Source organism: Pseudomonas sp. G11, from assembly GCF_029457515.1.
GTDB lineage: Bacteria > Pseudomonadota > Gammaproteobacteria > Pseudomonadales > Pseudomonadaceae > Aquipseudomonas > Aquipseudomonas gorinensis.
In genome coordinates, this window is record NZ_CP120377.1 from 1,101,639 (window position 1) to 1,119,651 (window position 18,013).

General features: G+C 61.7%; 14 protein-coding genes and 1 pseudogene. 9 read left to right on the forward strand and 6 right to left on the reverse strand.

Features of this window, described 5'->3' with window-relative positions:
- Positions 1-54: 54 nt before the first annotated feature.
- Positions 55-332 (reverse strand): annotated as a pseudogene (locus P2T68_RS04885) (hypothetical protein).
- 143 nt (positions 333-475) lie between these two features.
- Here P2T68_RS04885 and P2T68_RS04890 point away from each other — a divergent pair.
- Together P2T68_RS04890 and P2T68_RS04895 are read left to right on the forward strand one after the other, a co-directional pair.
- The gene (locus tag P2T68_RS04890) at positions 476-766 is read left to right on the forward strand and encodes a nucleotidyltransferase family protein (RefSeq protein ID WP_024073222.1); all 291 of its coding nucleotides are present in this window, start codon (positions 476-478) and stop codon (positions 764-766) included.
- Positions 763-1,107, forward strand: coding sequence for a DUF86 domain-containing protein (locus P2T68_RS04895; protein WP_024073223.1), 345 nt, complete (start codon positions 763-765; stop codon positions 1,105-1,107). Before P2T68_RS04890 ends, P2T68_RS04895 begins: the two co-directional genes overlap by 4 nt.
- Positions 1,108-1,144: 37 nt before the next feature.
- Here P2T68_RS04895 and P2T68_RS04900 read toward each other — a convergent pair whose 3' ends face one another.
- Positions 1,145-2,563, reverse strand: a complete 1,419-nt coding sequence (locus P2T68_RS04900; protein WP_193690151.1) for a TIGR00366 family protein — start codon at positions 2,561-2,563, stop codon at positions 1,145-1,147.
- A gap of 185 nt (positions 2,564-2,748) precedes the next feature.
- Here P2T68_RS04900 and P2T68_RS04905 point away from each other — a divergent pair, with 185 nt between their 5' ends.
- Entirely contained in the window at positions 2,749-4,038 is a 1,290-nt protein-coding gene (locus P2T68_RS04905) for an MFS transporter (RefSeq protein ID WP_277379112.1), read from the forward strand.
- A 3-nt stretch (positions 4,039-4,041) separates the two neighbouring features.
- Here P2T68_RS04905 and P2T68_RS04910 read toward each other — a convergent pair whose 3' ends face one another.
- Complete coding sequence (locus P2T68_RS04910) at positions 4,042-5,412, reverse strand: gluconate:H+ symporter (protein WP_024073226.1); 1,371 nt, start codon at positions 5,410-5,412, stop codon at positions 4,042-4,044.
- A gap of 216 nt (positions 5,413-5,628) precedes the next feature.
- Here P2T68_RS04910 and P2T68_RS04915 point away from each other — a divergent pair, with 216 nt between their 5' ends.
- From P2T68_RS04915 to P2T68_RS04930, 4 genes are all read left to right on the forward strand, one after another.
- Positions 5,629-6,534: a cation diffusion facilitator family transporter gene (locus P2T68_RS04915; RefSeq protein ID WP_024073227.1), complete on the forward strand. Its 906-nt coding sequence runs from the start codon at positions 5,629-5,631 to the stop codon at positions 6,532-6,534.
- Between the two features lie 108 nt (positions 6,535-6,642).
- Positions 6,643-7,866 (forward strand): TolC family protein, encoded by a 1,224-nt coding sequence (locus P2T68_RS04920; RefSeq protein WP_277379113.1) that lies wholly within the window; start codon positions 6,643-6,645, stop codon positions 7,864-7,866.
- Between the two features lie 18 nt (positions 7,867-7,884).
- The gene (locus P2T68_RS04925) at positions 7,885-8,991 is read left to right on the forward strand and encodes an efflux RND transporter periplasmic adaptor subunit (RefSeq protein ID WP_277379114.1); all 1,107 of its coding nucleotides are present in this window, start codon (positions 7,885-7,887) and stop codon (positions 8,989-8,991) included.
- 18 nt (positions 8,992-9,009) lie between these two features.
- The gene (locus P2T68_RS04930; RefSeq protein WP_024073230.1) at positions 9,010-12,153 is read left to right on the forward strand and encodes a CusA/CzcA family heavy metal efflux RND transporter; all 3,144 of its coding nucleotides are present in this window, start codon (positions 9,010-9,012) and stop codon (positions 12,151-12,153) included.
- A gap of 115 nt (positions 12,154-12,268) precedes the next feature.
- Here the strand turns inward: P2T68_RS04930 and P2T68_RS04935 are convergent, their stop codons facing one another.
- The 3 genes from P2T68_RS04935 to P2T68_RS04945 all read right to left on the reverse strand — a co-directional run bounded on the left by P2T68_RS04935 (position 12,269) and on the right by P2T68_RS04945 (position 16,002).
- Entirely contained in the window at positions 12,269-13,672 is a 1,404-nt protein-coding gene (locus tag P2T68_RS04935) for a heavy metal sensor histidine kinase (protein WP_102624505.1), read from the reverse strand.
- Positions 13,669-14,343: a heavy metal response regulator transcription factor gene (locus tag P2T68_RS04940; protein WP_024073232.1), complete on the reverse strand. Its 675-nt coding sequence runs from the start codon at positions 14,341-14,343 to the stop codon at positions 13,669-13,671. The genes P2T68_RS04935 and P2T68_RS04940 overlap by 4 nt, the downstream gene beginning before the upstream one ends.
- 339 nt (positions 14,344-14,682) lie before the next feature.
- Positions 14,683-16,002, reverse strand: a complete 1,320-nt coding sequence (locus P2T68_RS04945) for an OprD family porin (protein ID WP_024073233.1) — start codon at positions 16,000-16,002, stop codon at positions 14,683-14,685.
- A 225-nt stretch (positions 16,003-16,227) separates the two neighbouring features.
- Between P2T68_RS04945 and P2T68_RS04950 the strand changes: the two genes are divergently transcribed.
- Positions 16,228-16,560, forward strand: coding sequence for a DUF2790 domain-containing protein (locus P2T68_RS04950; protein ID WP_102624504.1), 333 nt, complete (start codon positions 16,228-16,230; stop codon positions 16,558-16,560).
- Between the two features lie 105 nt (positions 16,561-16,665).
- Positions 16,666-17,982, forward strand: a complete 1,317-nt coding sequence (locus tag P2T68_RS04955) for a PAS domain-containing methyl-accepting chemotaxis protein (RefSeq protein ID WP_277379115.1) — start codon at positions 16,666-16,668, stop codon at positions 17,980-17,982.
- Positions 17,983-18,013 lie beyond the last annotated feature (31 nt).

Sequence of the window (18,013 nt, forward strand, 5' to 3'; positions counted from 1 at the left end):
GCAGGACGGTAGCAATGCAATGTGACGAAAGGAAGACAGGCGGGTGTCAAGGGATCACGGCAGACGCAATGCCAATTGGCTACCAGCCCGCAAGTACTCCACCTGCGCCGTCAGCGCATCCTTGACGATGGCTTCGCCTGTGTCGGTCAGTCTGGTTTTTTTGCATCAATGACACTGGTTTGCAGGAGTTGCATGGCGACATCCATGGCTTTTTGGAACGCTGTCACGTTGTTATGCCGGCCGAACGCCTGGACAACTGCACTCATGCGACGGTCAGCATCGTCGCGCAGGGCCTTGTACTCAACGAAGGAGACGTTGTCATCCCGATTGATGACGGCCTAGGTGTTTCAAAAGACCCTGCCGAATCTTCCCGATACTTCGCCAGGGCATTAGAAATGCTGTGATGAGCTTCATATGTCTACAGGAGGCGAGCGCTGCTAGACTGGCTCGATAATGGCTGTCACCGAGGTGAACCGTGAAACCTTCAACTGCCCTTGACTTACAGCGAGCCGCCGTCAGAGAAGTGGTGGGCCGTTTTCGCATCTCAAATCCCAGGGTGTTTGGATCTGTGTTACGAGGTACTGACGTAGAGGGTAGCGACCTTGATCTTTTGGTCGACGCCCCCCCCGGAACCACTCTTTTTGATCTGGGTGGGCTTCAGGTCGAGCTTGAGGATCTGCTCGGGGTCAATGTTGACTTGCTGACGCCTGCCGATTTGCCTGTGAAGTTTCGCGCAAAAGTGTTGGCAGAGGCTCGGCAGATATGACCTCGAACCGCCTTGGGGATTATTTGAATCACATCAGGCAGGCCGCAACTGACGCGATCACCTTTGTCGAAGGCTTGAGCAAAGAGGAGTTTCTGGAAGACAGGCGTACTCAACAAGCAGTGATCATGAGTTTGATCATCTTGGGTGAAGCGTCGACAAAAATCATGGATCAGCACCCGGAGTTCACGGTGGGTCATCCACAGATTCCTTGGCGGAGCATGCGTGGAATGCGCAATCGGATAGCCCACGGTTATTTCGATATCAACCTTGATGTGGTTTGGGACACAATCCAGAGCGCATTGCCCGATTTATTGGCGCGACTCCCCAGTGCCCCTGCATGAATGCACCTGTTGCAACAACAGGTGCGTCACCCGCAGATTAAGGCATCACCGGCGGCAAATACTTCAACGTCGTCCCCAACGCCCACAACAAAAACAACACCAGCGGCGTGTGCACCAGCAACTGCACGAATGAAAACCCGATCAAATCCCGCGCCTTCAACCCCAGCACCCCCAGCAACGGCAGCATATAGAACGGGTTGATCAGGTTCGGCAGTGCTTCGGCGGCGTTGTAGATCTGCACCGCCCAGCCCAGGTGGTATTGCAGGTCATTGGCCACTTGCATCACGTAAGGCGCTTCGATGATCCACTTGCCGCCGCCCGACGGGATAAAGAACCCCAGCACCGCCGAGTACACGCCCATCAACAGCGCGTACGTATCGTGGGAGGCGATGGAGGTGAAGAACGTCGAGATGTGGTGCGCCAGGGTCTGGCCGTCGCCGCCCTTGACCACGGTCATCAGCGCGGCGATCGAGCCGTACAGCGGGAACTGGATCAGCACGCCGGTGGTTGTCGGCACGGCGCGGGCCACTGCATCGAGGAAGCTGCGCGGGCGCCAGTGCAGCAGCGCCCCGACCATGATGAACAGGAAGTTATAGGTGTTCAGCCCCGAGATGGCGCTGATCGCCGGCTTGGTCGAGAACTCATGGAACAGCCAGCCGGCTGCCAGCAGCGCCAGCAGGATGGTCAGCAACGGGCTGTGTTCCAGCCATTCGCCAGGGCGGGTCGGGGCTTGCGGTTTGGGCAGGTTGAAGGCCGGGTCGACGCCGCAGGCCTTGGCGTCACGTGCGCTGTTCGGACCGGGGGCGGTGGCGTAGGCGATGATCAGCGACACCACGATCAGCGCCAGCAACAGCACGCCCGATTGCCACAGGAAGATCGTGTCAGTGAACGGGATCACCCCGGTGATCGACAGGATCGACGGCGGCAGGCTGGCCGGGTTGGCCTGCAATTGCGCGGCCGACGACGACAGCCCCAGCGCCCATACTGCACCGAGGCCCAGGTAGGCCGCCGCGCCAGCCGCGCGGTAGTCCATGCGTAAATCCGTCCGACGGGCCAGTGCGCGCACCAGCAACCCGCCGAACACCAGGGACAAGCCCCAGTTGAGCAAGGAGGCAACCATGGAGATCAGCGCCACCCACGCCACGGCCGAGCGACCGTTCTTGGGGATGCGTGCCAGGCGATCAATCAACTTCACCGCCGGCGGCGAACTGGCCACGACATAACCGCCGATCACCACAAAGGCCATCTGCATGGTGAACGGGATAAGGCTCCAGAAGCCATCTCCAAAGGCTTTTGCGGCTTCGGCGGGGGCGGCGCCCATGCCCAGGGTCGCCACAGCCACAATGATCACGGCGAGCGCGGCAAACACCCAGGAGTCAGGGAACCAGCGCTCGGCGAAGTTTGAACAACGCAGGGCAAATCGGGCATAGCGGCTTTCTTCGATAGCATTGGCCACGAGTCATTCCTCTTGTATTTATTATGGTTTTGGCAGTTTTACGGCATGTTCCGCTACGGCCATTGATATGGGAATGCAGTTATCTTCATCGATCCATGAGGAAAACAAATATATCCGCCGCGATTGCCATCAACCGGCTCAGCTCATAACCTGCACGCCATTTTGTTTGCCTGCCGAGCCTCAACATGACTGCCACCTCTGTTCTACAGGCGCAGCGTTTTTCTCGCTCCGACTACAAAACCCTGGGCCTGGCCGCCCTGGGCGGAGCCTTGGAAATCTACGACTTCATTATCTTCGTGTTTTTCGCGCTGACCCTCAGCCAACTGTTCTTCCCGCCCGAAATGCCCGAGTGGCTGCGCCTGCTGCAAAGCTTTGGCATCTTCGTCACTGGGTACCTGGCGCGGCCGCTGGGCGGCATCCTGATGGCGCACTTCGCCGACCATCTGGGGCGCAAGCGCGTGTTCAGCCTGAGCATCCTGATGATGGCATTGCCCTGCCTGCTTATCGGGATCATGCCAACCTATGCGCAAATCGGTTATTTCGCACCGCTGATCCTGCTGGTACTGCGCGTATTGCAAGGCGCAGCGGTGGGCGGCGAAGTCCCCAGCGCCTGGACCTTCGTCGCCGAACATGCACCACGTCATCACCGTGGTTACGCGTTGGGCTTCCTGCAAGCCGGGCTGACCTTCGGCTACCTGCTTGGTGCGCTGACGGCCACGTTGCTGGCGCAGGTCTTCACCCCGGCTGAAATCCTCGACTACGCCTGGCGTTTCCCCTTCCTGCTCGGCGGCGTATTCGGCGTGATCGGCGTCTGGCTGCGCCGCTGGCTCAGCGAAACACCGGTGTTCCTGGAAATGCAGGCTCGCCGCCAAGCCGCTGCCGAACTGCCGCTGCGCACCGTATTGCGCGACCATCGCGCCGTCTTGCTGCCGGCGATGATCCTCACCTGCGTGCTCACTTCCGCGGTGGTGGTCCTGGTGGTCATCACCCCAACCATGATGCAGAAAACGTTCGGCATGACGCCCAGCCGCACCTTCGCCTTGAGCGCCCTGGGCATCGTGTTCCTGAACATCGGCTGCGTGCTCGCCGGCCTGTTGGTGGACCGCATCGGCGCCTGGCGCGCGGTGCTGGTCTACAGTCTGCTGCTGCCGGTGGGTATTTTCGTGCTGTACGCCAGCCTGATCAGCGGGGGCATCTGGCTCGGCGCCGCGTACGCGCTGGCGGGCTTGAGTTGCGGTGTTGTGGGCGCGGTGCCGTCGGTGATGGTCGGCCTGTTTCCGGCGCAGGTGCGAGTATCGGGGATTTCCTTCACCTACAACATCGCCTATGCAGTGTGGGCGAGTACCACGCCGCTGATGTTGATCGCGTTGATGCCCACCAGCCCCTGGATTTGCGTGGGGTATTGCGTGGTGATGGGCGCGGTGGGGGTTGGGAGTGTGGCGCTGTTTGGCAAGCGCCACACCTTGACTGCCTGAGCGTCAGGTCAAGAAGTGCCACAGCAGCAGCGTACCGACCAAACCGACGACTGACACAATGGTCTGCAACACCGACCACACCCAAATCGTCTGCTTCAACTGCAGGCCAAAGTACTCACGGACCATCCAGAACCCGGCGTCGTTGACGTGGCAGAAGAACACCGAGCCGGCGCCGATGGCCAGGGCCACCAATGAGCTTTGCGTCGCCGCCAGCCCAGCCATCATCGGTGCGAGGATGCCGGCGGTGGTGGTGGTTGCCACCGTGGCTGAACCGGTGGCCTGGCGCAGGGCCACGGCGATCAGCCAGGCCAGCAACAGATACGGCATGTGCGCGCCTTCGGCGACCTTGCTGATGGTCTGGCTGACGCCGGCGTCGAGCAAGGTTTGCTTGAGGCCGCCGCCGGCACCGATGGTCAGCAGCAGTACGGCAATAGGTGCGAGGGCCTTGCGCAGGGTGTTGCCAACATCGGCGCGTGGCATGCCGGCGGCCCAGCCCAGGCAAACGACTGCGGCGATGACCGCCAGGCCAAGGGCAATCAGCGGTTCACCGAGGAACTTCAAGGTCAAGCCGAGCGTGCTGTCGGCCGGCAGCGCGACTTTGGCCAGGGTGCTGCCGAGCATCAGAATCACCGGCAACAAAATGATCAGCAACGACACGCCAAAGCTCGGCTGGCGCGGGGCCTTGGGCGGTGCGCTGAACAGCGCGCCGATGTCGGCCGGTTCATCCACGTGCAGGCGCTTGGACAACCAGTTGCCATACAGCGGCCCAGCCAGGATCACCGCCGGCACCGCCAGGCAGAAGCCCAGCAACATGGTCAGGCCCAGGTCGGCGTGCAACGCGCCCACCGCGATCAGCGGCCCTGGGTGCGGTGGCATCAGGGCGTGCAGGGTGGTCATGCCCGCCAGCGCCGGGATGGCGATTTTCAGCAGCGGCTGGTTCGAACGTTTGGCCATCACGAAGATGATTGGCACCATCATCACCAGGCCCACTTCGAAGAACAGCGGTAGGCCGATCACCATGGCCACCAGCGCCATTACCCACGGCAATGACTTGCCCTTGCCCAATCCGAGCAAGGTGGTGGCGATGCGGTCGGCCGCGCCGGATTCGGCCATCAACGCGCCGAGCATCGAGCCCAGCGCGATGATGATGCCGGCTTCACCGAGGATTGCCCCGGCGCCTTTGCTGAAGGCTTTGGCAACTTCTTCGGGCGGCAAACCGGCGCCGACACCCGCGATAAAGGTGCCGATCAGAATCGACAGGAACGGCGGCAACTTGGTCGCGCTGATCAGCACGATGATGCTGGCGATGGCCAACAGGACGCAAAACATGAGGCGGGTGTCGTGAACCATCCACGCAGCAGTCGATAACACCAAGACGGGACTCCTTATCGAACAGGTTGGGAAATATGTTTCTTTTTGTTTCCTGCTCGAAAAGCATACCTGATACAACTGTTCCAGAGCGTTCAAGTGCACTTTTGGTGCACCAAGGATGACGCGCTGCTGGCGCGCGGATGACAATTTTGCAACCTGTAGCGGTGACGTTGGCCTATAGCGCTATGATCCGCCGCACCCGTCTCAAGAGGATTTTCCATGAGCGCAGGACATAGCCACGCCCAGGTACGCGCCGGTCACGAACGGTTGTTATGGATCGCCCTCGGCTTGACCGGCAGCTTCATGATTGCCGAGGTCATCGGCGCGTTTATCACCGGCAGCCTGGCGCTGTTATCCGATGCCGCACACATGATGACCGACGCCCTGGCCCTGGGCATTTCCCTGGTGGCGATCCAAGTGGCCAAGCGCGCCGCCGACCGCAAGCGCACGTTCGGCTATGCGCGTTTCGAAATTCTCGCGGCAGCGTTCAACGCGTTGCTGTTGTTCGCCGTTGCGTTCTACATCCTCTACGAGGCGTATCAACGCCTGCGTGAACCCGCCGAGATCCAGTCCACCGGCATGCTGGTGATTGCCGTGCTGGGGTTGATCGTCAACCTGATCGCCATGCGCCTGCTCAGCGCCGCCAGTGGCGAAAGCCTGAATGTGAAGGGCGCCTACCTCGAAGTCTGGAGCGACATGCTCGGCTCCATTGGCGTGATCATCGCGGCGGTGGTGATTCTGTTTACCGGTTGGGGCTGGGTCGACTCGCTGGTCGCGGCCGCGATTGGTTTCTGGGTGTTGCCCCGCACCTGGACGTTACTCAAGGAGAGCATGAACGTGCTGCTGCAGGGCGTGCCAGACGGTATCGATATCGATCAGGTGGAGCAGGCTATTCGCAGTGTGCCTGGGGTCAAGGACGTGCACGACCTCCATATCTGGGCGCTCACCAGTGGCAAGAACGTGCTGAGCACGCACCTGGTGGCGGATTCGGCGTCCGGCACGGAACAACACATCCTCACCCAGGTGACGGAATTGCTGCATGAGCAATTTGATATTTCCCATGCGACGGTCCAGGTCGAAGGCGACGGCTTTGAGCATGACGAACATGACGAGGTGCATGCCTGATCCTGGCTAACGGATTTGTAATGTTCTGCCCACCGCCCTGATAAGTACCGAACGCTACAGTGCCCCGGCTTGGATTTATCCGCCATTCATGGGCCTGGAACTTTCGTTATGCCAACTGGTGCAAGAACATTACTGTGCTCGCTCGTCCTGTTTCTGGCGACGGCGCAAGGGGTCGGTGCACAGACCCTGACCCTCGACTCCGCGCTGCAAACGGCCTTCGCCAACAACCCGGAACTGGCCGCCGCGCGCTGGGAAATCGGGATTGCCGAGGGCGCTCGCCAACAAGCCGGCCTGATCCCCAACCCCGTGGCATCCTGGGATGCCGAGGACACTCGCCGCAGTACCCGCACCACCAGCGTCAAACTCAGCCAGACCCTGGAACTGGGCGGTAAACGCGGTGCGCGCATCGATGTGGCCACCCGCGCCCAGGACGCCGCCGCGCTGAGCCTGGAACAGCGCCGCAATGGGTTGCGCGCCGATGTCATCGAGGGTTACTACGGCGCCCTGCGCGCCCAGGAACGCCTCGACCTGGCGCAACGCTCGCTGGCCTTGGCCGAACGCGGCCTGGTGGTCGCCAACGGTCGCGTCGCCGCCGGCAAGTCGTCGCCGGTGGAGGCCACTCGCGCCCAGGTGCAGTTGTCGGAGATCCGCCTTGAATTCAACCGCGCGCAGATGGGCCTGACCGACGCCTATCGCCGCCTCGCCGCCAGCACCGGGAGTGCGGCGACCGACTTCCAGGCCGTCGCCACCCAAGGCCCTGCCACACCGCCATTGCCGTCCGCCGCGCACTTGCTGGCGCGCCTTGAACAGACCGCTGAACTGCGCCTGGCCGAACTGCAGATCCTGCAGGGCGAAGCCAGCATTGGCCTGGAAAAAGCCCAGCGTATTCCCGATCTTGATGTGTCCATCGGCAGCCAATACGACGCCAGCGCGCGCGAGCGGGTGAACCTGGTGGGGGTGTCAATGCCGATCCCGTTGTTCAACCGCAACCAGGGCAACGTGCTCGCCGCCACGCGCCGCGCCGACCAGGCCCGTGACCAGCGCAACGCCGCCGAACTGCGCCTGCGCACCGAAACCCGCCAGGCCCTGGACCAGTGGCAAACCGCTAATACCGAAGTGCGCGCGTTCAACCAGCAGATCCTGCCCGCCGCCCAGAGCGCGGTGGACGCTGCCACCCGCGGCTTCGAGATGGGCAAGTTCAACTTCCTCGACGTGCTCGACGCCCAGCGCACCTTGATCGCCGCGCGCACCCAATACCTCACGGCGACCGCCCAGGCCACCGAGGCCTGGGTACGTATCGAACGGATTTACGGCGACCTCGCCCGGTTCTGATTTTTCCTGGAGTCTGCTATGAACAAAACACACGGCGCGGCGCTTGCTGTCATCCTTGGCCTGATGCTGTCCAGCTTTGCAAGCGCCGAGGAGGAAGAGGGCACGTTGGCGCTCACCGCGCAGCAAATCGAAGCCGCCGGTATTCAACTGGCCCAGGCCCAACCCCGGCCGATCAGCACGCTGTTGTCATTGCCGGGGGAGGTGCGTTTCGACGAAGACCGCACCTCGCATATCGTGCCCCGCGCGGCCGGCGTGGTGGAGGCGGTGAAGGTCAACCTTGGCCAGGCGGTGAAGAAGGGCGAGTTGCTGGCGGTGATCGCCAGCCAACAGATTTCTGATCAGCGCAGCGAGCTGGCGGCCAGCGAGCGCCGGGTCGAACTGGCGCGCACCACCTTCCAGCGCGAACGCCAACTGTGGCAGGACAAAATCTCCGCCGAGCAAGATTACCTGCTGGCGCGCCAGACCCTGCAAGAAGCCGAAATTGCCCTGAATAACGCGCGGCAGAAGATGACTGCTCTCAGCGGTAGCGCCGTGCTGGTGGGCGGCAATCGTTATGAGCTGCGCGCGCCTTTTGCGGGCGTGGTAGTGGAAAAACACCTTGGCGTCGGTGAGGTGGTCAGCGAGACCAGCAACGCCTTCACCCTCTCGGACCTGTCCCAGGTGTGGGTCACGTTCGGCGTGTTTCCCAAGGACTTGAACAACGTGCGCGTCGGCAAGCCGGTGAAGGTCAGCTCCACGGAAATGGGCACCGAAGTACTCGGCACCGTGGCCTACGTGGGCAACCTGCTGGGTGAACAGACACGCACCGCCACCGTACGCGTGAGCGTGCCCAACCCCGATGATGCCTGGCGCCCTGGGCTGTTTGTGACCGTGCAAGTTGCCACGGATACCTACCCGGCCAAGGTCACCGTACCGCAAGCCGCGATCCAGACCGTCGAGGACAAGCCCTCGGTGTTTGTGCGCACCGCAGACGGTTTCGTCACCCGCCATCTGGAACTGGGTATCAGCGAAAACGGCTACGTCGAGGTACGCCAGGGCCTCGACGCCGGGGCGCAAGTGGCCACCGTCGGCAGCTTCATCCTCAAGTCCGAACTGGGCAAAGGCTCGGCCGAACACGCCCATTGATCCTGCGAGTGATTTCTCATGTTTGAGCGCCTTATCCAATTCGCCATCGAGCAGCGCATCATCGTGCTGCTGGCGGTGCTGTTGATGGCCGGTGTCGGCATCGCCAGCTATCAGAAACTGCCCATCGACGCGGTGCCCGACATCACCAATGTGCAAGTGCAGATCAACTCCGCGGCCGCGGGGTTTTCGCCGCTGGAAACCGAGCAGCGCATCACCTTTCCCATCGAAACCGCCATGGCCGGTTTGCCCGGCTTGCAGCAGACCCGTTCGCTGTCGCGCGCCGGGTTGTCCCAGGTAACGGTGATCTTCAAGGACGGCACCGACCTGTTCTTCGCTCGCCAACTGGTCAATGAGCGTCTGCAAGTGGCCCGTGAGCAGTTGCCCACCGGCATCGAAACGGCGATGGGGCCGATTTCCACCGGGCTCGGGGAAATTTTCCTGTGGACCGTGGAAGCCGAAGAGGGCGCACGCAAGGACGACGGCACGCCCTACACCCCGACCGACCTGCGGGTGATCCAGGACTGGATCATCAAGCCGCAACTGCGCAACGTGCCGGGCGTGGCCGAGATCAACACCATCGGCGGCTTCGCCAAGGAGTACCAGATTGCCCCCGACCCCAAGCGTCTGGCCGCCTACAACCTGACCTTGAGTGATCTGGTCACGGCGCTGGAGCGCAACAATGCCAACGTCGGCGCCGGCTATATCGAGCGCAGTGGCGAACAGTTGCTGATCCGCGCACCGGGGCAAGTCGCGTCCATCGATGACATCGCCAACATCGTGATCACCACGGCCGATGGCACGCCGATTCGTGTGCGCAATGTGGCCCAGGTTGAGATCGGCCGTGAGCTGCGTACCGGCGCCGCCACGGAAAACGGCCGTGAGGTGGTGTTGGGCACGGTGTTCATGCTGATCGGCGAAAACAGTCGCACCGTGTCCCAGGCGGTGGCGTCGAGGCTGGAGCAAATCAACCGTTCGCTGCCCGAAGGCGTGGTAGCCGTCACGGTCTACGACCGCACCAACCTAGTCGAAAAAGCTATCGCCACCGTGAAGAAAAACCTCTTCGAAGGCGCGCTGCTGGTGGTCGCGGTGCTGTTCCTGTTCCTCGGCAATATCCGCGCGGCGTTGATTACCGCGATGGTGATTCCCCTGGCGATGCTGTTCACCTTTACCGGGATGTTCACCAACAAAGTCAGCGCCAACCTGATGAGCCTCGGCGCGCTGGACTTCGGCATTATCGTCGACGGTGCAGTGGTGATCGTCGAGAACGCCATCCGCCGCCTCGCCCATGCCCAGCAACGGCACGGCCGCCTGTTGACGCGCAGCGAGCGCCTGCACGAAGTCTTCGCCGCGGCCAAGGAAGCCCGCCGCGCCCTGATTTTCGGGCAACTGATCATCATGGTGGTGTACCTGCCGATCTTCGCCCTCACCGGTGTCGCCGGGAAGATGTTCCATCCCATGGCCTTCACCGTGGTGATCGCCCTGCTTGGCGCGATGATTCTGTCGGTGACCTTCGTGCCGGCGGCGATTGCGTTGTTCGTCACCGGCAAGGTCAAGGAGGAAGAAAACCTGGTGATGCGCAGTGCGCGCCGCGCCTATGCGCCGGTGCTCGATTGGGTGATGGCACACCGGCCACTGGTGTTCGGCCTGGCGGTGTTGACCATCGTTGCATCAGGGGTGGTGGCCAGCCGCATGGGCAGTGAATTTATCCCCAGCCTCAGCGAGGGCGACTTCGCCCAACAGGCCCTGCGCGTGCCCGGTACCAGCCTGACGCAATCGGTGCAGATGCAGCAGCAGTTGGAAAAAACCTTGATGGCCCAGGTGCCGGAAATCGAGCGGGTGTTTGCCCGCACCGGCACTGCCGAGATTGCCTCGGACCCCATGCCACCGAATATTTCCGACAGTTACGTAATGCTCAAGCCCAAGGATCAGTGGCCTGATCCGAAGAAGTCGCGGGATGCCCTGATCGCCGATATCCAGCGCGCCAGTGCAATCGTGCCAGGCAGTGCGTACGAGTTGTCGCAACCGATTCAACTGCGCTTCAACGAGTTGATTTCCGGGGTGCGCAGCGACGTGGCGGTGAAGGTGTTTGGCGATGATATGGCGGTGCTCAACGCCACCGCCGGGGAAATCGCCGAGACCTTGCAAAGGCTTGGCGGCGCCTCGGAGGTGAAGGTGGAGCAAACCTCCGGCCTGCCCGTGCTGACCATCAATATCGACCGCGACAAAGCCGCACGTTTTGGCCTGAACGTCGGGGATGTGCAGGACACCATTGCGGTCGCCGTCGGTGGGCGCCAGGCCGGCACGCTGTACGAAGGTGACCGCCGTTTCGACATGGTCGTGCGTTTGTCCGATGCGCTGCGCACCGATATCGACGGCTTGTCGCGGCTGCTGATCCCGGTGCCTGCGTTGGCGGGTAGCGCGTCCGCGCAATTGGGCTTTATCGCCTTGTCCCAGGTCGCCAGCCTGGACCTGGTGCTCGGCCCCAACCAGATCAGCCGCGAGAACGGCAAGCGCCTGGTGATCGTCAGCGCCAACGTGCGTGGGCGGGATATCGGCTCGTTCGTGGACGAGGCCGAGGCGGCCATCAGCGCCCAGGTCAAAGTACCGGCGGGCTACTGGACCACCTGGGGCGGCCAGTTCGAGCAGTTGAAGGAAGCCTCCGAGCGCTTGCGCATCGTGGTGCCGGTGGCGTTGCTGTTGGTGTTCGGCTTGTTGTTCATGATGTTCAACAACCTTAAGGACGGGTTGTTGGTGTTTACCGGAATTCCGTTCGCATTGACCGGTGGGATCATGGCCCTGTGGTTGCGGGATATTCCACTGTCGATCTCGGCGGGGGTGGGGTTTATCGCGTTGTCCGGGGTGGCGGTGCTCAACGGCCTGGTAATGATCGCGTTTATCCGCAACCTGCGTGAGGAAGGACGTTCGTTGTCAATGGCGATCAATGAGGGGGCGTTGACCCGCCTGCGTCCGGTCTTGATGACGGCGCTGGTGGCGTCCCTCGGGTTTATCCCCATGGCCCTGGCCACTGGCACCGGCGCCGAGGTGCAGCGACCGTTGGCGACGGTGGTGATCGGCGGGATTATCTCCTCTACGTTGCTGACCTTGCTGGTGTTGCCGGCGTTGTACCAGTGGGCACATCGCCGTGAAGAGGAGGCTGCCTGACTTCTTTAAAAACACCGCAAAACCATGTGGGAGGGGGCTTGCCCCCGATGGCGGTGGGTCAGTTGATACAGGTGTCAGCTGACACACTGTTATCGGGGGCAAGCCCCCTCCCACTCTAGACCTGCGCTGTTTTCAGGTGCTGGGGAAACACCAGGTTGAACCGCGTGAAGCGCCCGGGCTGGCTGCTGACGTCGGCGTGCCCCTGATGCAGGTGCATGATCGACTGCACAATGGCCAGCCCCAGCCCGGTGCCACCTTCGGCGCGGGTACGGCTGCTGTCGGCGCGGTAGAAGCGTTCGAACAGGTGCGGCAAGTGGTGCGCTTCGATGCCGCGCCCCGGGTTGCCCACCGACAACGACACGCTCTGGTCGTAGGTCTCCACCAGCAGCAACACGCTGGAGCCTTCGGGCGTATGGCGAATGGCATTGGACAGCAAATTGGAAATGGCTCGCTGAATCATCAGGCGATCCCCCATGACCCAGGCGTCGCCGCGCAGGTTCAGGGTCAGGTGCTTGTCTTCGGCACTCAGGGCGAACAGCTCCATCACCCGTTGCGCTTCCTCGCCCAACGAGACCGGGCTAAACCCGGCCCGCGCCGCTGGGTGGCTGACCTGGGCGAGAAACAGCATGTCGGAGACGATGCGCGACAGGCGCTCCATTTCCTCGGTGCAGGATTCCAGCCCGGCCTTGTACTCCTCCAAGGGGCGGTCGCGGGACAACGTGACCTGGGCCTTGCCCATCAGGTTGGTCAACGGCGCACGCAGTTCGTGGGCCAGGTCGTCGGAGAACTGCGACAACTGCCGTACACCGTCATCCAGGCGATGCAGCATGAAATTGATACCCTGGGCCAACTCACCCAGCTCCTTGGGGAGGTTGTCCAGGCTCAGGCGATGGGTCAGGTCCTGGGTGCTGACCTTGGCCGCCACGCGGCTGAACTGCTGCAATGGGGCGAGCCCGCGTTGCACCAGCCACCAGGCGCCCATGCCGATCAGGATCAGCAGCAGCGGCAGGGCGATCACCGTGGAGCGCAGGTAGGCACTGAGCAACGCCTCGTCATCGGAGCGATCCAGTGACAGCAACACACGCACGTTTTCCCCGCTGTGCAATGGCAGCAGGCGGGTGGCACTGAGGATACGGTTGCCACGGTCGTCCACCCAGTTCAGGTAGGCCAGGGCCTTGCCGGCGGGTACGTCGAGCAACAGCGGCTGCTGGGGCTTGGCACCGACGCTCAGCAAGACCGGCGCATCGGCTCCGGTGCCCATGATGGTCAGGTAGATGTTGTCGTGGCCCATGATCAGGTCCAGCAGCGAATGGGGGCGGGCGCTGATGTCGTCGAGGTTGAGGCCCTGGCGCAGGCTGTGCTCCAGCTGCTCCAGCTTGTTTTCCAGCCCCCTGCGCGCAAGTTTCTCCAGTTCGTGGGTCAAGGCCAGGTAGGCCAGGGTCGCCAACAGCACGACCAGGCCGGCGCCCATCAGGCTGACCGTCAGGCCCAGGCGCATCGACAGGCTGCTGGTCCTCATGGGCGCGCCTCCAGCACATAGCCGACGCCGCGAATGGTATGGATCAGCTTGACCTCACTCTGGTCATCGACCTTGCCACGCAGGCGGCTGATGGAGACTTCCACTACGTTGGTGTCGCAGTCGAAATTCATGTCCCAGACCAGGGAAATGATCTGCGTGCGGGTCATCACCTCACCGGCCTGGCGCATCAACACGTGCAGCAGGGCGAACTCCTTGGTGGTCAGGTCGATGCGCCGGCTGCCGCGATAGGCGCGATGCCGACGCGGGTCGAGTTCCAGGTCCGCGACACGCAGCACGTCGGGCAACGGAATATGTTCGCTGCGCCGTAGCAAGGTGCGCACGCGGGCCAGCAGTTCGGGAAACTCGAAGGGCTTGACCAGGTAATCGTCGGCGCCCATGTCCAGGCCCTTGATCTTGTCGGCCAGCCGGCCACGCGCGGTCAACATCATCACGCGTTGATTGCCGTCGCGGCGTAGTTGTTCCAGTACCTCCCAACCGTCAGTGTTGGGCAGGTTGACGTCGAGGATCACCAGTTCATAGGTGTTCTGCCTGGCCAGGTGCAGACCATCGATGCCGCTGGCGGCACAGTCGACGACATAACCACTTTCGGTCAAGCCTTGCTGCAGGTAGTCGGCGGTTTTCTGCTCGTCCTCAACCACAAGGATACGCATGGGGATTTACCTTCAAGTGAAACGAAAGGAGATGACCTCATAGAGGCTTGAATGGGCGTAGGAAAACTCTGAAGCCTGAAGTAACTTTAGGGTCAAGCCGCGTCAGGCCGGTGCGACGATTCGTCACTGAACCGGCACACAAAAAAAACGCCCCGGCTGGGGCGTAAAAATTCATCTCTGTTCCAAAGGAGCTACACAAAAGCCGCAGAGATGAGATGTGTTCGATGTGCAGTATAAAAAGTGCAACTTAACGGGAAGGTGAGGCCGATATTACAGTTCTGACAGACTTCAACTTGTGAACAGATGTAGGGCATCGGCAAGTTAATGTAAGCGGGTGTCTTAGAGCACCGCCAAGGGATATTCGACAATCACCCGGACTTCTTCCAAGTCGGATTCAAACGAACTTGAGCGCACGGTGGCCTGGCGAAGTCGCAGCGACAGATCCTTCAAATTGCCGCTTTGCACCACATACTTGGCTTCGATATCCCGCTCCCAGCGACGTTGGTCGGTCAGCGGGTTGCCGGCGCCATCGCGGCGCATATACACCGCGTTGGCGTTGCTGTAGTCGGCGTCGGTGCCCTTGCCGTAACGGGTCATGAATGACAGGCCGGGAATGCCGAAGGCCTGCATGTCCAGGTCGTAGCGCACCATCCACGAGCGCTCCTTGGGCGAGTTGAAATCGCTGTACTGGATCGAGTTGTTGAGGAAGATCGAGTCCGACTGGCGCAGGTAATCGAAGTCGTCATCGCCGTTGTTGCGCTGGTGCGACACGGCCAGGCTATGGGCGCCAACCTTCACCCCGAGGCGGGCGCTCCAGATGTTGTTGTCGAATTGCCCGAGCAGCTTTTTGCCTTCATCCACCGCCTTGTAATAGTTGACGTCGCCAAACAGCGAGACGTCGTCATTGAGTGGGTAACTGGCGGCGCTGCCGACGTAGTACTGGTCCCAGGCGTCTTTCAGGCGGCTGCTGTACAGGCTGACGCTCAGATGCTTGTTGAGTTGGTAATCGCCGCCGAAATAGCCGATCCAGGGCGAGTCGACCGGGCCGGCATAAAACGTCGCGAAACCTTTGTTCATGCCGCTCTCGTTGGGCTGGCTCATGCCACTCAGGCGCCCACCTTGCACGCTCAAGCCTTCGAGGCTGGTGTTCTGCAAGGTCACACCGCGAAAACTCTCGGGCAATACACGCGAATCGCCGTAGGCCACCACCGGGGTCAGCGGGAATACGTCACCGGCCTTGATCACGGTATCCAGCACGCGCAGTTTCGCGGCGCCGCCGACTTTGCTGTAGTTGTCCTCGGGGTGGTTGCTGCTGTCCACCGGCAGGACGCCGAACGACCCCTTGCCACCGCTGCGGCCGGTGCCCGAGTCGAGCTTTACGCCGACCATGGCAAAGGCGTCCAGGCCGAACCCTACGGTACCTTGGGTGAAGCCCGATTCGAACTTGCCGATCAGGCCCTGGGCCCAGGCTTCGGAATAGCCATTGCCGGTGGGGCTGGACTGGCCCTTGCGATCATCGCGGTTGAAGTAAAAGTTACGCGCCAGCACGTTCACGCTGCTGCCTTCGATAAAGCCTTCGGGTGTGTCTTCCACGGCCACGGCTGCCAGGGGCAAGGCCGCACACAGTGAAAGGGGAAGTGTGACGTAACGGATACGCATGTTCAGCTCCTCGGTGTTGGCAGTTATCAGCTTCTTATGGAGGTGGGCGTTCTTATTGATCTGGCCCGGGCTGATAGTTGCAAACCGAAGATAACGGCTGCGTGGCGCGGACATTACAATTCTGGAAACTTGCGGCCACCTAACAGATAAGTAATGTTCCAGTGAACATGGCGTCAGGGTTCGCTGGTTAATCTCGGCACTGAACTTTCAGTCGAGGAACCTGTGATGAACTTTTATAAAACTGCCCTGGGTGTATTCATTGCCGTTCTGTCATTCGGTGCGCTGGCCGAAGGCGGCGGTGACCGTACCTTCGCCCTGATGATGGAGCGCAACGAACAAGCCATGGCCGCCTACGCCGCGAAACAGGGCAAGCCGGCGCCCGAGGTGCAGGCGTATCGCTATGGCCTGGAGTTGGACATTGCCAAGGTGGTCAACGTGACGCCGCCGATCCGCTCGTGTAACGCTGTACCGTCGCGGATGACCTATGAAGACTCCAACGGCAAGCTCAATACCCTGGAATACCAAGTGATGGGCGTGTGCCGAAACAACGGCAGTTAATGGCTCTGGAAAAACAATGGGGCGCAGCCTGGAACGGCTCTTCAGAAAACGCCGGCAGCGCCGATGCAGGTCAGGTCCCTCTCCCCTAATGACCATCGGTGCCCCATGTTCAACACCCGTTTGAAGCAGGAGCTGTCGGCTCTTCGCGAAGAATTGTCCAGCTTGCAACAGGTCAAGGAGAGCTTGGAAAGCGAAATGCTGTGCCTGACGCTGGACGCAGACGGCCGGGTGGAGTGGGCGAATGCCAACTTCCTGCAGGAACTTTCATACTCGTCGGGCAACCTGTTGGGACGCCCCATCGAAGACCTGGTGCCCGCCCATGTGCGCCAGGACGAATTTCAACTGCGTTTCAAGAACGCACTGGTGCGTGGCGAACACTTCGCCGGTGCCGTGCGCCTGATGCGGGGTAACGGCAAGGAAGCGTGGCTGCGTTCGATCGTGCAACCCGTACGCAGCTCAGATGGGCGCATCAAACATTTTTCGATGTATTCCAGCGACCTGACCCGCACCATCGAGGCCTCGCGCGAGCACGAAAACCTGATCACCGCGCTGGTGCGTTCCACGGCGGTGATCGAGTTTGACCTTGAGGGCCATGTGCTCACCGCCAACGACCTCTTCCTCAGCGGCATGGGATACAGCCTGGCGCAGATCCAGGGCAAACATCACCGCATGTTCTGCGAACCGCAGGAGTACAACAGCGCCGAGTACCAGCAGTTCTGGAACCGTTTGAACGCGGGCGAGTTTGTCGCGGCGCGCTTCAAGCGCGTGGACAGCCATGGCCGTGTGGTGTGGCTGGAAGCAACCTACAACCCGGTGCTGGATGCCAATGACCGCCTTTACAAAGTGGTCAAGTTCGCCACGGTGATCACCGACCAGGTCACTCGTGAGCAGGCGGTTGCCGAGGCCGCCAACATTGCCTACAGCACCTCCCTGCACACCGACGACAGTGCCAAGCGCGGCACCACGGTGGTGAGCCAGGCGGTCGATGTGATGCGCGACCTGGCCCAGCACATGCAACAGGCCGGCGACGGCATCGAAGCACTGAATGCCCAGTCCCAAGTGATCGGCAGCATCGTCAAGACCATCAGTGGCATCGCCGAACAGACCAACCTACTGGCACTCAACGCAGCCATCGAGGCGGCGCGAGCGGGTGAGCAGGGTCGAGGGTTTGCGGTGGTGGCCGATGAGGTGCGGCAACTGGCATCACGTACCAGCAAGGCCACCGAGGAGATTGTGGGGGTGGTGCGTCAGAACCAGGACATGGCCCGTGATGCGGTCACCCTGATGACCGACGGCCGCCTGCAAGCCGAACAAGGCTTGGCCCTGGCGGCTGAAGCCGGCACGGTGATCGTGGAAATCCAGGATGGCGCGCAGAAAGTGGTCAGCGCGGTCGGGCAGTTTGCCAACCAGCTGTCGAGTTGAGTTGTCAATGTGGGAGGGGGCTTGCCCCCGA